The sequence below is a fragment of the Streptomyces sp. NBC_00094 genome (assembly GCF_026343125.1).
Classification (GTDB): Bacteria; Actinomycetota; Actinomycetes; order Streptomycetales; family Streptomycetaceae; genus Streptomyces.
Window position 1 is genome coordinate 4,277,871 of sequence record NZ_JAPEMB010000001.1, and the last position, 14,441, is coordinate 4,292,311.

Genomic DNA, 14,441 nt, shown 5'->3' on the forward strand with positions numbered 1-14,441 from the left:
CGTGAAGGTCCTCGTCATCGGCGGCGGCGCCCGCGAACACGCCCTGTGCCGCTCTCTCTCCCTCGATCCCGACGTCACCGCTCTGCACTGCGCGCCCGGCAACGCCGGAATCGCGGAGGTCGCCGAGCTGCACCCCGTCGACCAGCTGGACGGCGAAGCCGTCGCGCGCCTCGCCACCGAGCTCGGTGCCGAGCTGGTCGTCGTCGGCCCGGAGGCCCCGCTCGTCGCGGGTGTCGCCGACGCCGTCCGCGCGGTCGGCATCCCCGTCTTCGGCCCCTCGCGGGAGGCGGCGCAGCTGGAGGGCTCCAAGGCGTTCGCCAAGGACGTCATGGCCGGCGCCGGTGTGCCGACCGCCCGCAGCTACGTCTGCACCACCCCCGAGGAGATCGACGAGGCGCTCGACGCCTTCGGCGCTCCGTACGTCGTCAAGGACGACGGCCTCGCCGCCGGCAAGGGCGTCGTGGTCACCGACGACGTCGAGCAGGCCCGGGCGCACGCCCTCGCCTGCGACCGCGTGGTCATCGAGGAGTACCTCGACGGCCCCGAGGTGTCCCTCTTCGCCATCACCGACGGTGTCACCGTCCTCCCGCTCCGGCCCGCGCAGGACTTCAAGCGCGCGCTCGACGGCGACGAGGGCCCGAACACCGGTGGCATGGGCGCCTACTCGCCGCTGCCCTGGGCCGACCCGAAGCTGGTCGACGAGGTCATGGACTCCGTCCTGCAGCCGACGGTCGACGAGCTGCGCCGCCGCGGCACGCCGTTCTCCGGTCTGCTGTACGCGGGTCTGGCGATCACCAGCCGCGGTGTCCGGGTCATCGAGTTCAACGCGCGCTTCGGCGACCCCGAGACCCAGGTCGTGCTGGCCCGGCTGAGGACCCCGCTCGCGGGCGTCCTGCTGAACTCCGCCAACGGCACCCTGGACGACCAGGCGCCGCTGAGCTGGAGCGACGACGCCGCCGTCACCGTGGTCGTCGCCTCGCACAACTACCCGGAGACCCCGCGTACCGGCGACCCGATCGAGGGCCTGGACGCGATCGCGGAGCAGGACGCCCCGCACGCGTACGTGCTCCACGCGGGGACGAAGCGGGACGGCGACGCGATCGTGAGCGCGGGCGGCCGGGTCCTCTCGGTCACCGCGACCGGAACGGACCTGGCGCAGGCCCGCGAGCGCGCGTACGCGGCGGTCGGCCGTATCCGCCTCGACGGTTCCCAGCACCGTACGGACATCGCGCGGAAGGCCGCCGAGGCCTGATCCCCCACGGCGTTCCGCCGTTCTCTCCTGCGGCCGTGCGGTGAACCGTACGGCCGCACGAGCGCCATCACCTTTGCCCAAAGCCATTCCATCGAGTGACGGCTGGGCCATCCGGATGACGACCGCCACCGCCCCAACTAGGGTGCGGCGAAGGCGTTCCGGCACTTGGCCCACCGGCATTGCGATGTCAGCGGCGGGTGCCACAGTGGGGGAGTGAGCAACACCGCCACAGGCAGTCCCGACATGGGCAGGAGGGGGTGATGGACGGCGTGTCCGGTACCGGTGCCGTTGTCGGCGAGGAGTGGGGTGCGCGCGCCGCGCGCTCCCGGGCCCTCGCCGTCCTCCGTGTCCGAGGCAGGGCCCTGGGCCTCGCGGTGCTCCCCGCCGCGGTGGCCGTCGTCCTGTACGCGGGAGGGGTCACCGGCCACTTCACGGGGACAGGCTGGGACACCGCCCGCTGGGTGGTGACCGTCCTCGCGGTCCTCGTCCTCCTCGCCGCCACGGCCGTCGCCCTCGTCGTCGCCCGCGCCCGCCCGGCCGCCACACCCACCGTGGAGCTCGCCGAGGAGGCCGCCCCCGACCTGTACCGGCTCGTGCGGGACCTGGCCGACCGGCTCGACGTCCCCGCGCCCTCCTCGATAGCCCTGACGCCGGACTGCGACAGCTGGCTGGAGGACCGCACCCACCGGGCCCACCGGAGGCACCGGGCGCACCACGGGCACGGCGCCCGTCGGGCGGCCGACGGGGACGGGGCTCCGGTCCTCGTCATAGGTTCACCCTTCCTGTGGTGGATGAGGGTCGGCGAACTGCGCGCGGTCCTCGCCCCCGTCGTCGCCGGTACGGGCCCGGCCGCGCACCCCGACATAGCCGCCGCCCGCCGTTTCGTCCGCGGCCTCGACGCCGCCGTCGCCGTGCCCGACACCCCCGGGCTCGACCCGGTCCGCCGGCTCGGCGCCCGTGGTGTCGGGCAGGTCGCCCGCGTCCTGCTGCGCGCCTGCCGCGGGCACGTCGGCGAGATGGAGCGCGGGGTCGCCGCGGCCGGTTCGGAGCGCGCCCAGGCCGTGGACTACGGCGTACGGATCGTCGCCCAGGAGCAGGTCGGCCTGGCCTACGCGGGCTGGGACCGGCTGCTGACCCGGGTCGCGCTGCCCGCCTGGCGCATGGGTCGCTGGCCCGCCAAGCTCGACGCGGGCGTGGTCTCCGCGCTGACGGAGCTCTCCCGCCGCGACCGGCTCGCGGAGGGCTTCTCCTCCCGGCTCGGCGACCGGCCGGCCTGCGACCTCCTGGAGGAGCCGGGCGCGGTCGACGAGGCCACCTCGCTGCTCGCCGCCCGCCTCTTCCACGGCGGACCGGCCGAGCACGGTCCGGACTGGTCCCCGGTGGAGTGGAGCCAGTACCCGGAGGAGGTCGTCGACCGGAAGTGGCGTACGGACGCGGCCCGTCTCCACGAGGTCCTCGACCGGCTGGGGGTGGCCGACGCCGCCGCCGGCTCCTCGTCCGCCTCCGACGGCCCCACCCTCACCCGCGTGATCGCCCACCTGTCGTCCGCCGAGGCGGACGGAGCCCTCGCGCTCGCAGCGACCACGGAAACCGCTGCCGCCGCCGGGGACCCCGACGGTGAGGACTCCGCCGGCGAGGACTCCGAGGCCCACGATCCCGCCGCCCAGGGCTCCGACGCCCCGGATCCCTCCGACGTGGACTCCGACGCCCCGGATCCCGCCGACGAGGTCTCCGCCGCCCAGGACTCCGACGACGAGGACCCCGACGCCCAGGACCCCGACGACGAGGACCCCGCCGTTAACCCGGCCGCCGAGGCCCTCGCTGCCGCGCTCAGCGCCTGTGTCGCGCGGGAGGAGGCGGCGCGGGAGGACCGGGTCGCCGCCGCGGCCGAGCTCGCCCGGGGCAAGGTCGCGTCCGCCCCGGAGCCGGCCACCCCGCACCCGGCCGTCAGCGGCCCCGACGGCCCTCTGCCGCTCTTCCCGCTCCAGCCGCCGCGTACCGGCCGCGACCTGCTCGCCGACCACGTGACCGCGATGGTCTGCTGCGCGGCCGTCGACACCGCGGAGGCCGTCCCCGGTCTCGACTGGCTCGACGGACCCTCCCTGCTGGTCGGCGGCGAGCGTGCCGCGGACCTCGGCCCCCGGGTCCTCGCCCTCGTCGAGGACGGCGACCCGGAGCCCCTGCGGCTCTGGCTCGCCCGTACCGGAGTCCGCCCGGAGAAGCCCGTACGCCTCGTCTGAACCGATTCCGGAAGGTTCCGGAACACCTCCGGAGCCGCTCCGAAGGGGCCCCCGACCCCCTTCCGGAGCCGCCCCGAAAGCCCCCTTCCCGGAGGCTCGTCTTCCACTCTCGTCAATTCGCGACGAACGGTGACGGAGTGCGTGCGTTATGTGATGTGCTGGAGACCGTCACTGACAAAGGCAAGAACCAGAGGCACTGACCAGCCGACCGGGGGAGTCGAGGGAGGGGCGCAGCATGGGGGCCGAGCAGATCAGACGGTGGGAGTCCGGCGCGCTCGCGCACGCGGTGAGCGATCCCTTCGGTCAGGGCCCGCTGCCCTGGCTGCGCGGCTCGGAGAACTACTTCGACGACACGGGACAGATGGTCCCCTGGTACGCGGACGAGATCCTGGCCCGCGGCGGCAGCGGCGGCCCGCGCACGGCCGACGACGTCAAGCGCCAGATCAAGGGCTTCGCCTCGGGCGGGGCCGTGGCGCCGGGCGAGTCGATCGACTTCCACATCACCGTGGACCCGCCGCAGCAGTTCCTCGTCGACGTCTACCGGATCGGTCACTACGGCGGCGACGGCGCCGCGAAGATCACCACGAGCCCGCGGCTCTCGGGGATCGTCCAGCCCGCCCCGCTCACCGCCGACCGCACGGTCTCCTGCCACCACTGGTGGCAGTCCTGGCGGCTGCAGGTCCCGACGTACTGGTCGATCGGCGCGTACGTCGCCGTCCTGACCACCGCCGACGGCTATCGCTCGCACATCCCCTTCACGGTCCGCGACAACCACCCGGCGGACCTCCTCCTCGTCCTCCCGGACGTGACCTGGCAGGCGTACAACCTCTACCCGGAGGACGGCCGCACGGGCGCCAGCCTCTACCACGCCTGGGACGAGGACGGCCGGCTGCTCGGCGAGGAGGACGCGGCCGTCACCGTCTCCTTCGACCGCCCCTACGCGGGCGCGGGTCTCCCGCTCCACGTCGGTCACGCCTACGACTTCATCCGGTGGGCCGAGCGGTACGGCTACGACCTCGCCTACGCGGAGACCCGCGACCTGCACGCGGGCCGGGTCGACCCGAGCCGCTACCGGGGCCTCGTCTTCCCGGGCCACGACGAGTACTGGTCGGCGCCGATGCGCAGGACCGCCGAACTCGCCCGCGACCAGGGCACGTCCCTCGTCTTCCTCTCCGCCAACACCATGTACTGGCAGGTGGAGCTCGGCCCGTCCCCGTCGGGGGTGCCGGACCGCCTCCTCACCTGCCGCAAGCGGCGCGGCCCCGGCCGCCCCGCGCTCTGGCGGGAGGTCGACCGGCCCGAGCAGCGCCTCCTCGGCATCCAGTACGCGGGCCGGGTGCCCGAACCGCACCCGCTGGTCGTGCGGAACGCGGAGCACTGGCTCTGGGAGGCCACCGGCGCCGGCGACGGCGACGAGCTCCCGGGCCTGGTCGCGGGCGAGGCCGACCGCTACTACCCGCGCACCGCGCTCCCCGAGCACCAGGGCCGCATCCTGCTGGCCCACTCGCCCTACCGGGACGGCGACGGGGCGGTACGCCACCAGGAGACCTCGCTCTACAGGGCCCCCTCGGGAGCCTGGGTCTTCGCCTCCGGCACCTTCGCCTGGTCTCCCGCGCTGGACCGCCCGGGCCATGTCGACGCCCGGGTCCAGCGTGCCACCGCGAACCTCCTCGACCGGATCTGTAAGAGGGACTAGGGGGCGAGCCGCCCCCGGGAGGCGGCGAGCCACCTCCCCGAGGGGTCGCCGCGGGGCCCGGCCGTCGTACCCGTGTCTCCGTGCGAGAGAATCGGACACGCTCCTGGATCAACCTACGCGGAGGAACCGTGTCCGGATTCGTAGAAAAGCCCGAGCCTGTACAGGTCCCGGGCCTCACCCATCTCCACACGGGCAAGGTCCGCGACCTGTACCGGAACGAGGCCGGGGACCTCGTCATGGTGGCGAGCGACCGCATGTCCGCCTACGACTGGGTCCTGCCCACCGAGATCCCCGACAAGGGCCGGGTCCTCACCCAGCTCTCCCTGTGGTGGTTCGACCAGCTCTCCGACCTGGTCCCGCACCACGTCCTCTCCACCGAGGTCCCGGCCGGCGCCCCCGCCGACTGGGCCGGCCGCACCCTCGTCTGCAAGTCGCTGGCGATGGTCCCGGTCGAGTGCGTCGCCCGCGGCTACCTCACCGGCTCCGGCCTCCTCGAGTACGACGAGTCCCGCACGGTCTGCGGCCTCGCGCTCCCCGAGGGGCTGACCGACGGCTCCGAGCTGCCCGCGCCGATCTTCACCCCGGCCACCAAGGCCGCCGTCGGCGACCACGACGAGAACGTCTCGTACGAGGAGGTCGCCCGCCAGGTCGGCGCCGAGACGGCCGCGCTGCTGCGCCAGACGACCCTCGCCGTGTACGGCCGCGCCCGGGACATCGCCCGCGAGCGGGGCATCATCCTGGCCGACACCAAGTTCGAGTTCGGCTTCGAGAGCACCCCGGACGGCGACCGCCTCGTCATCGCCGACGAGGTCCTCACCCCGGACTCCTCGCGCTTCTGGCCGGCCGACCAGTGGCAGCCGGGCCGCACCCAGCCCTCGTACGACAAGCAGTTCGTCCGGAACTGGCTGACGTCCCCGGCCTCGGGCTGGGACCGCAAGAGCGAGACGCCGCCGCCGCCGCTCCCGCAGGAGATCGTCGACGCGACGCGCGCCAAGTACCTGGAGGCGTACGAGCTGCTGACCGGCAAGACCTGGTCGGACAGCTTCTAGAGCACGAGAAAGCCCCCCGGTCGGATCGACCGGGGGGCTTCTTCATGGAGCGGACGACGAGATTCGAACTCGCGACCCTCACCTTGGCAAGGTGATGCTCTACCAACTGAGCCACGTCCGCATGCGCCGTAGCGCGGGGCTAACTATACCCATCCTTTCGCCTGTGCGAGACGCACCGCCGTGTGCCGGTTCTCGGCGCCGAGCTTCGCGGCGGCCGAGGAGAGGTAGTTCCGGACGGTCCCGGGAGAGAGCGAGGCCCGCCGGGCGATCTCCGCGACGGGCGCTCCGTCGGCGGAGAGTTCGAGCACTTCGGCCTCCCGGGCGGTCAGCGGGGAGTCCCCCGCGGCGATGGCGTCGGAGGCCAACTCCGGGTCCACGTAACGGTTTCCGGCATGCACGGTACGGATGATCTCGGCGAGCCGCTGGGCGCTGACCGTCTTCGGGACGAAGCCGCGGACGCCGGCGGAGAGGGCCCGCTTGAGGTGCCCGGGCCGGCCGTGACCGGTCACGATCATGGTGCGGCAGTCGGGCAGTTCGTCCCTCAGGAGCGTGGCGACCGTCACACCGTCCGCGCCCGGCATCTGCAGATCGAGGACGGCGACGTCGGGCCGGTGGGCGCGGGCCATGGCGAGCGCCTCGGGTCCGGTCGCGGCCTCGGCGACGACGACGAGGTCGTCCTCCAGACCGAGCAGGGCGGCGAGCGCGCCGCGGATCAGATGCTCGTCGTCGGCGAGCAGGAGACGTACGGGCGAGGTCACCCGGTCACCTCCGTACGGGGCACGGGGACCCGGGCCGTCACCCGGAACGTGCCACCGTCGCCCGGTCCGGCCTCCAGGGTCCCGCCGACGGCCGCGAGCCGCTCCCGAAGCCCGGCGAGCCCCGAACCGGGCCCGGACGGCGAGGAGCTCGTGTCCCCCGTGACCCCGTCGTTCTCCACCCTCAGCAGCACGGCACCCTCCTCTTCGCGGACGGCGATCGCGCAGTGCCGCGCGTCCCCGTGCCGGAGTACGTTCGTCGTGGTCTCCCGGACCACCCAGCCGAGCGCCGCCTGCACCTCGTCGGGCAGGAGCAGGCCGGGGGAGCCCAAGGGGGAGCCCAAAGGGGAGCTCAAGGGCGAGTCGAAGGGGGAGTCGACCGCGCAGTCGATCCCGGCCGCGTCGAGGACCCCTCGCGCGCCCTCCAGCTCCACCCGCAGGTCCGCCTTGCGGTAGCCGCGTACGACGTCCCGCACTTCCCGCTGGGACTCCCGCGCGATGCGCTGCACCTCGATCATCTGGTCCACGGCCTCGGGGCGTTCGCGCCGTGCGAGCTGCACGGCGAGCTCGCTCTTGAGGGCGATCACGGACAGGTTCCGGCCGAGGATGTCGTGCAGGTCCCGCCCGAACCGCAGCCGCTCCTCGGCGACCGCGAGCCGGGCCTGCACGTCCCGGGAGCGCTCCAGCTCCCAGACGATCTTCATCAGCCAGGCGGAGAAGCCGCAGGCGGCGGCGAGGCCGCCACCGCTCAGGGTGATCCCGATCGCGTAGCCGAGGCCTTCGCCCGGGTGGATGCCCATCGCCACGACCGCGGTCCCGGTCGCGAGCCCGGCCGCCGGGACGACGTACAGCATGCGCCGTGGCCGGCGCGCGCAGAGCACGAGGCCGCCCATGGTGAAGGTGACCAGGCCGGTGACGACGGCGGCGACGATCGAGGGGTCGTCCAGCACGCCCGTGGCCCGCAGCGCGAGCACCGTCAGTGAACCGCTCGCGGTCAGGAGGACCAGCGCGGTCGCGAGCCTGACCGGCCGGTCACGCCGGTCCAGGGCCCAGTCCAGGGCGCGTGAGGAGAGCACGGCGTTCAGCACGGCGTGCGCGCAGACCAGCAGCGTCAGCGCGAGCCCGAGCGGGGTGACGAGCGGGTTGTACCGGGAGTTCGAGACCGGTACCAGGCCGATGGCGGCGATCTCGATCACCAGGAAGAAGTGGAAGCTCCACCGGGTGTACAGCTCGACCTTGGCCGCACTGCCGCGCCCGCTCCACCACCCCGTCAGCCTGGACACGCGACCGGCCCCCTTTTTGTCCCTGATTCACCGGCGAGGTTCCCAGCGGAACCACCTGCGGACAGCAAACACGGTGAGGACGCCCCAGGCCAGCGTGGTGAGCGCGGCGGTCACGAGGTCCTTGGTGTCGCCGGCGCCGAGCCACCCGGCCCGGACGAACTCCATGACCCCGCTGAGCGGCAGCAGCCGGGCGATGTTCGCGGCCGGGTCCGGAAGGACGTCGACCGGGACCATCAGCCCCGATCCCATGGCCGAGATCAGGAAGAACGGCAGGGTGGTGAGGCCCGCGCTCTCGACGTTCCGCGTGATGGCGGTGGTCGCGGCCGCCAGTCCGGCGAGCAGCAGGATCGCGGCGAGCAGGCCGAGCACGAGCAGGTCCGGCCGCTGGGGCGCGGGGACGTCGAGGACGAGGACGCCGCCGACGGCGAGGACGGCGCACTGGACGAGCGCGATGGCGGCGGACGGGAGCGCGGCGCCGCCGAGGATCTCCAGGTCGGTCGCCTCGCCCGTGCGCAGCCGCTTGAGGACGAGTTCCTCGCGCCGGGCCACGAGGGCGGAGACGAGGCCCATGTAGACGACGAGGACGAGGACAAGACCCGTCCCGCCGATGACGGTGGTCCCCGCCATGCCGCCGGGCAGCTCGTCCGAACTCATCTGCCCGAGCGAGGACCGCAGCGCGAAGATCATCATCAGCGGCATGAGGAGGGCGATGAAGAGATTGTTCTTGTTCCGCCCGAGGAGCGTGAGTTCGGCCCGTCCGAGCGAGGTCATCCGGCGTGCGGTCGCGTTCATCGGGCGGTCTCCAGGTCCAGGTCCAGGGCTTCGGCGCGGGAGGCGATCTCCAGGAAGGCCTCTTCGAGAGTGGCCGAGCGGGCGTCGAGCCCGTCGAGCCGTACGCCCGCCTCGCGGGCCCAGCCGAGGAGTTCGCCGAGCGCGTCCTGCAACGCGTGCGTTCGGATCTCCACGCGCCGGCCCTGAGCGGCGGCCTTCAGCGTGAGCGGCAGCCGGGCGGGCGCGACTCCCTCGGGGAGGGTGAAGCGGATCCGGGCGGGCTGGGCGGCGGTGACCTCGGACGGGGTGCCGGAGAGTGCGATTCGCCCCTGGTGCATGATCGCGAGCCGGTCGGCCAGGGACTCGGCCTCTTCCAGGTAGTGCGTGGTGAGGAGCACGGTCGTCCCCTCGTCGCGCAGCGCCCGCACCAGTTCCCAGGTGTCGTGCCGCCCTTCCGCGTCGAGGCCGGTGGTCGGTTCGTCGAGGAAGAGGACCTCGGGCCGGCCGAGGAGCGCGAGGGCGAGGTCGAGGCGCCGCCGTTCGCCGCCGGAGAGCTGCTTGATCCGGACCCGGTCGCGGGAGCCGAGTCCGACGGCCTCCAGTGCCTCGCCGGCGGGCCGGGCGCCGGTGGTGCAGCCCGCCCACATCCGTACGGTCTCGGCCACGGTCAGATCGCCGGGGAAGCCGCCCTCCTGGAGCATCACACCGATGCGGGGGCGGACTGCGGTCCGCTCGCGGTACGGGTCGTGGCCGAGGACGCGGGCGGTTCCGGCGCTGGGGGCGGTGAGGCCCTCCAGGAGTTCGACGGTGGAGGTCTTGCCGGCGCCGTTGGTGCCGAGGAGGGCGAAGATCTCGCCGCGGGGGACGGTGAAGGAGACGCCCCGCACGGCCTCGAAGCCGCCGGAGTAGCGGCGGCGCAGGCCTTCCGCTTCGATCGCGTTGGTCATGTGTCCAGGCTTCCGCCGGCCGGGGCCGTCCGGCAGTGCGCGCTGTCATCGCGGCTTCTGACAAATGTCATGGGCTTCACGGCGTGACGACGTCCGGGGACACGACGAAGGCCCCGGTTCGTGAGAACCGGGGCCTTCGACTTCCTGAGCGGACGACGAGATTCGAACTCGCGACCCTCACCTTGGCAAGGTGATGCTCTACCAACTGAGCCACGTCCGCATGCCTCCGACCAGCTTTCACTGGGCGGCGCGAGCACCACTCTACCTGATGCACCGGAGTGCTTGGTAAGGCGATGCAGAGCGGGTGACAGGAATTGCACACTGCGCCTTCCCCCTGGAAGGGGGATGTTCTGCTACTGAACTACACCCGCACGCTGCGTGAGGTTCGGCCCTGCGGCCTCGCCCCTCGGCGTGTTCCAGACTCTAGCGGATCATCGGGGGTGGAACGCAAATCGGCTCAGCCGGCGGCCCTGAAGGCTTCGTAGACCCGCTTCGGGATGCGGCCGCGGGCGGGCACGTCCATCTTGTTGGACTGGGCCCAGGCGCGGACCGCCGCCGCGTCGGGCGCGAGCGCGGTGTGGGTGTAGGACTCGGCCATGGGCCGTCGGGCGGACCCGGTCCCCGCTCCGAATCCGGCTCCGCTTCCGGCCGCCGATCCGCCCCTGGCCGAGGCCGACTGCTTGCGGCCGGCGGCGAGGTAGGGGGCGAGGGCCTTGCGGAGTTTCTTTGCATTGGCAGCATTCAGGTCGATCTCGTACATCTTCCCGTCGAGGCCGAACGCGACCGTCTCAGCAGCTTCTCCGCCGTCGATGTCGTCGGAGAGAGTGACCACCACACGCTGAGCCACGGATATCGGTCCTTTCCTGCGGCCGCCGGGGTCGCGAGGTCGCTTGTGGCGCCTCTGACGTGCGGCGATGCCGACCGTTCGGCTGTGCCGGGACAATGCTGCTTTCCTCTGCATTCCTTTGTACAGCGGTAGGCGTCGCATTGTGAAGCCCCGGCAATTGTTTCAGCGTGTCCCGGCGGATTGGGACGCGCAATATTTCAGTGGAATTTTGCGCGCGGATGTGCGTGTGGGGTGTGGTGGCGTTCGCGGTCCGTTCGTGGTCCGTTCACGGTCTCTTTGGAGGATCCTTCAGATCTCTACCCGCGTAGAATTTGGAGGCAGGTACGCTGAGGGAACCGCCCACGCAACACACCACCGGGAGTGCCAGTGGCACGCGTCGTAGTCGACGTCATGCTCAAGCCGGAGATCCTCGACCCTCAGGGGCAGGCGGTGCAGCGTGCACTGCCCCGCCTGGGATTCGCCGGAATCGCCGACGTCCGTCAGGGGAAGCGCTTCGAGCTGGAGGTGGAGGGGCCGGTCGACGACGCCGCCCTCGCCCGCATCCATGAGATGGCCGAAACCTTCCTTGCAAACACCGTGATCGAAGACTTCGTCGTGAAGGTGGAGTCGTGACCGCACGCATCGGCGTCGTCACGTTCCCCGGAACCCTCGACGACCAGGACGCGCTGCGTGCCGCCCGCCTGGCGGGCGCCGAGCCCGTCTCGCTCTGGCACCGCGACAAGGACCTCAAGCAGGTCGACGCCGTGGTCCTGGCCGGCGGCTTCTCCTATGGCGACTACCTGCGGGCCGGAGCCATCTCCCGCTTCTCGCCGGTGATGGAGAGCATCATCGAGCAGGCCAAGGCCGGCATGCCGGTCCTCGGTATCTGCAACGGCTTCCAGATCCTCACCGAGGCTCATCTGCTGCCGGGCGCGATGCTGCGCAACAACCACCTCCACTTCATCTGCCGCGACCAGAAGCTGCGGGTGGAGAACGCGGAGACCGCCTGGACGTCCGACTACGAGCGGGGCCAGGAGATCGAGGTCCCGCTCAAGAACATGGACGGCCGGTACGTCGCCGACGAGCGCGTGCTCGACGAGCTCGAGGCCGAGGGGCGGGTGGCCTTCCGCTACCTGGACGTCAACCCCAACGGCTCGCTGCGCGACATCGCGGGCATCACCAACGCCGCGGGCAACGTGGTCGGCCTCATGCCGCACCCGGAGCACGCCGTCGAGCCGCTGATCGGCACCGGCAAGACGGACGGCCTCGGTTTCTTCACCTCGATCCTCAAGAAGCTGGTCAACGCCTGATGAGCCTCGACACCGTCAAGCACGCGAGCGAGACGCCGGACAGCGAGCAGCCCTGGAAGGAGCTCGGCCTCAAGGAGGACGAGTACGCGCGCATCCGCGAGATCCTGGGCCGCCGTCCCACCGGCGCCGAGCTCGCCATGTACTCCGTCATGTGGTCCGAGCACTGCTCCTACAAGAGCAGCAAGGTCCACCTGAAGCAGTTCGGCGAGAAGGTCCCGGAGAACGACGCCATGCTCGTCGGCATCGGCGAGAACGCCGGCGTCGTCGACGTGGGCCAGGGGTACGCGGTCACCTTCAAGGTCGAGTCGCACAACCACCCCTCGTACATCGAGCCCTACCAGGGCGCGGCCACCGGTATCGGCGGCATCGTCCGCGACATCCTCGCCATGGGCGCCCGCCCGATCGCGGTCGTCGACCCGCTGCGCTTCGGCGCCGCCGACCACCCCGACACCAAGCGCGTGCTGCCCGGTGTCGTCGCCGGCATCGGCGGCTACGGCAACTGCCTCGGCCTGCCGAACATCGGTGGCGAGGTCGTCTTCGACTCCTGCTACCAGGGCAACCCGCTGGTCAACGCCGGCTGCATCGGCGTGATGAAGCACGAGGACATCCACCTCGCCCAGGCCTCCGGCCCCGGCAACAAGGTCATCCTCTACGGCGCCCGTACGGGTGGCGACGGCATCGGCGGCGTCTCGGTCCTCGCGTCCGAGACCTTCGACGACACCAAGCCCACCAAGCGCCCCGCCGTCCAGGTCGGCGACCCCTTCCAGGAGAAGCTCCTCATCGAGTGCACCCTGGAGATCTTCAAGGAGAAGCTGGTCGCGGGCATCCAGGACCTCGGCGGCGCCGGGCTCTCCTGCGCCACGTCCGAGCTGGCCTCCGCCGGTTCCGGCGGCATGCACGTCGACCTCGAGAAGGTCCACCTGCGCGACGCGACGCTCTCGCCCGAGGAAATCCTCATGAGCGAGTCGCAGGAGCGCATGTGCGCGATCGTCGAGCCGCAGCACGTCGACCGCTTCCTGGAGATCTGCGAGAAGTGGGACGTCATCGCCACCGTCATCGGTGAGGTGACCGAGGGCGAGCGCCTGGAGATCTTCTGGCACGGCGAGCAGATCGTCGACGTGCCGCCGCGCTCCGTCGCCCACGAGGGCCCGACCTACCACCGGCCGTTCGCGCGCCCGGACTGGCAGGACGCGCTCCAGGCCGACGACGCCGGCAAGCTGCCCCGGCCGCAGGACGGCGCCGAGCTCAAGGACCAGGTCCTGAGGCTCGTCTCCTCCCCGAACCAGGCCTCGAAGTCCTGGATCACGGACCAGTACGACCGGTTCGTGCAGGGCAACACGGTCCTGGCGCAGCCCGAGGACGCCGGCATGGTCCGCATCGACGAGGAGACCAACCTCGGCGTGGCCATGGCGACCGACGGCAACGGCCGGTACGCGAAGCTCGACCCGTACACGGGTGCGCAGCTCGCGCTGGCGGAGGCGTACCGCAATGTCGCCGCCTCCGGTGCCAAGCCGCTCGCCATCTCGGACTGCCTGAACTTCGGTTCGCCCGAGGACCCGGCCGTGATGTGGCAGTTCGCCGAGGCCACCCGTGGTCTCGCGGACGGCTGCCTGCAGCTGGGCACCCCGGTCACCGGCGGCAACGTCTCGCTCTACAACCAGACGGGCGAGACCGCGATCCACCCGACGCCGGTCGTGGCCGTGCTCGGTGTGATCGACGACGTCAACCGCCGTACGCCGATCGCCTTCGCGGAAGAGGGCCAGCTCCTCTACCTGCTCGGCGACACGCGTGAGGAGTTCGGTGGCTCGGCCTGGTCCGAGGTCATCCACCAGCACCTCGGCGGCATGCCGCCGGCGGTGGACCTGGACCGGGAGAAGCTGCTCGGCGACATCCTGATCTCGGCCTCCCGCGACGGCATGATCGACGCGGCGCACGACCTGTCCGACGGCGGTCTCGTGCAGGCGGTCGTCGAGTCCTGCCTGCGCGGCGGGAACGGCGCGCGCCTGGTCGTCCCCGAGGGCCTGGACGCCTTCACGTTCCTCTTCAGCGAGTCGGCCGGCCGTGCGGTCGTCGCCGTCCCGCGCAGCGAGGAGCTCCGCTTCACCGACATGTGCGGTGCGCGGGGTCTGCCGGCGACCCGGATCGGTGTCGTCGACGGCGACGCCGTGGACGTCCAGGGCGAGTTCGCGCTCTCCCTCGAGGAGCTGCGCACGGCCCACGAGGCGACGATTCCGGCCCTGCTGGCCTGATAGTCGGTCGTACGGGAGCCCCCGTCGGGACCTTCGGGTCCTGGCGGGGGCTTCGTCGTTCCC

At 72.0% G+C, this 14,441-nt stretch carries 12 protein-coding genes and 3 tRNA genes; 7 read left to right on the forward strand and 8 right to left on the reverse strand.

Annotated features, from left to right (window positions below; translation table 11 throughout):
• The first annotated feature begins 1 nt into the window (after position 1).
• The 4 genes from purD to OG580_RS18840 all read left to right on the forward strand — a co-directional run bounded on the left by purD (position 2) and on the right by OG580_RS18840 (position 6,237).
• Entirely contained in the window at positions 2–1,252 is a 1,251-nt protein-coding gene (purD, locus tag OG580_RS18825) for a phosphoribosylamine--glycine ligase (protein WP_267044837.1), read from the forward strand.
• Positions 1,253–1,512: 260 nt separating this feature from the next.
• Positions 1,513–3,492 carry a hypothetical protein gene (locus tag OG580_RS18830; RefSeq protein WP_267044838.1) on the forward strand — a complete coding sequence of 660 codons (1,980 nt, stop codon included), beginning with the start codon at positions 1,513–1,515 and terminating at the stop codon, positions 3,490–3,492.
• Positions 3,493–3,727: 235 nt separating this feature from the next.
• A complete protein-coding gene (locus OG580_RS18835; RefSeq protein ID WP_267044839.1) occupies positions 3,728–5,188 on the forward strand; it encodes a N,N-dimethylformamidase beta subunit family domain-containing protein in 1,461 nt (486 codons plus the stop codon).
• 128 nt (positions 5,189–5,316) lie between these two features.
• Positions 5,317–6,237, forward strand: a complete 921-nt coding sequence (locus OG580_RS18840) for a phosphoribosylaminoimidazolesuccinocarboxamide synthase (RefSeq protein ID WP_267044840.1) — start codon at positions 5,317–5,319, stop codon at positions 6,235–6,237.
• 45 nt (positions 6,238–6,282) lie between these two features.
• On the opposite strand, the gene OG580_RS18845 is transcribed toward OG580_RS18840, so the two are convergent.
• The 8 genes from OG580_RS18845 to OG580_RS18880 form a co-directional block, all read right to left on the reverse strand.
• Positions 6,283–6,358: transfer RNA gene (locus tag OG580_RS18845), tRNA-Gly, on the reverse strand.
• 22 nt (positions 6,359–6,380) lie between these two features.
• Positions 6,381–6,995, reverse strand: a complete 615-nt coding sequence (locus OG580_RS18850) for a response regulator transcription factor (RefSeq protein WP_267044841.1) — start codon at positions 6,993–6,995, stop codon at positions 6,381–6,383.
• On the reverse strand, positions 6,992–8,275 hold the full coding sequence (locus OG580_RS18855) for a sensor histidine kinase (protein ID WP_267044842.1): 1,284 nt from the start codon (positions 8,273–8,275) through the stop codon (positions 6,992–6,994). The genes OG580_RS18850 and OG580_RS18855 overlap by 4 nt, the downstream gene beginning before the upstream one ends.
• A gap of 27 nt (positions 8,276–8,302) precedes the next feature.
• Entirely contained in the window at positions 8,303–9,067 is a 765-nt protein-coding gene (locus tag OG580_RS18860; protein ID WP_267044843.1) for an ABC transporter permease, read from the reverse strand.
• Complete coding sequence (locus OG580_RS18865) at positions 9,064–9,993, reverse strand: ABC transporter ATP-binding protein (RefSeq protein ID WP_267044844.1); 930 nt, start codon at positions 9,991–9,993, stop codon at positions 9,064–9,066. The genes OG580_RS18860 and OG580_RS18865 overlap by 4 nt, the downstream gene beginning before the upstream one ends.
• A 147-nt stretch (positions 9,994–10,140) precedes the next feature.
• Positions 10,141–10,213, reverse strand: a tRNA-Gly gene (locus OG580_RS18870).
• Positions 10,214–10,292: 79 nt separating this feature from the next.
• Positions 10,293–10,364: transfer RNA gene (locus tag OG580_RS18875), tRNA-Gly, on the reverse strand.
• A gap of 86 nt (positions 10,365–10,450) precedes the next feature.
• Complete coding sequence (locus OG580_RS18880) at positions 10,451–10,840, reverse strand: Lsr2 family protein (RefSeq protein ID WP_267044845.1); 390 nt, start codon at positions 10,838–10,840, stop codon at positions 10,451–10,453.
• A gap of 366 nt (positions 10,841–11,206) precedes the next feature.
• Here OG580_RS18880 and purS point away from each other — a divergent pair, with 366 nt between their 5' ends.
• From purS to purL, 3 genes are read left to right on the forward strand one after another with little or no spacing between them, the layout of a single operon-like run.
• A complete protein-coding gene (purS, locus tag OG580_RS18885; RefSeq protein WP_015035032.1) occupies positions 11,207–11,452 on the forward strand; it encodes a phosphoribosylformylglycinamidine synthase subunit PurS in 246 nt (81 codons plus the stop codon).
• On the forward strand, positions 11,449–12,129 hold the full coding sequence (gene purQ, locus OG580_RS18890) for a phosphoribosylformylglycinamidine synthase subunit PurQ (RefSeq protein ID WP_267044846.1): 681 nt from the start codon (positions 11,449–11,451) through the stop codon (positions 12,127–12,129). The genes purS and purQ overlap by 4 nt, the downstream gene beginning before the upstream one ends.
• On the forward strand, positions 12,129–14,378 hold the full coding sequence (purL, locus tag OG580_RS18895) for a phosphoribosylformylglycinamidine synthase subunit PurL (protein WP_267044847.1): 2,250 nt from the start codon (positions 12,129–12,131) through the stop codon (positions 14,376–14,378). The genes purQ and purL overlap by 1 nt, the downstream gene beginning before the upstream one ends.
• Positions 14,379–14,441 lie beyond the last annotated feature (63 nt).

Excerpts from the sequence above, each read along its gene's own strand:
- purL (WP_267044847.1), top strand. The coding sequence starts at position 12,129 with ATGAGCCTCGACACCGTCAAGCACGCGAGCGAGACGCCGGACAGCGAG.
- OG580_RS18865 (WP_267044844.1), bottom strand. The coding sequence starts at position 9,993 with ATGACCAACGCGATCGAAGCGGAAGGCCTGCGCCGCCGCTACTCCGGC.
- OG580_RS18860 (WP_267044843.1), bottom strand. The coding sequence starts at position 9,067 with ATGAACGCGACCGCACGCCGGATGACCTCGCTCGGACGGGCCGAACTC.
- OG580_RS18835 (WP_267044839.1), top strand. The coding sequence starts at position 3,728 with ATGGGGGCCGAGCAGATCAGACGGTGGGAGTCCGGCGCGCTCGCGCAC.
- OG580_RS18830 (WP_267044838.1), top strand. The coding sequence starts at position 1,513 with ATGGACGGCGTGTCCGGTACCGGTGCCGTTGTCGGCGAGGAGTGGGGT.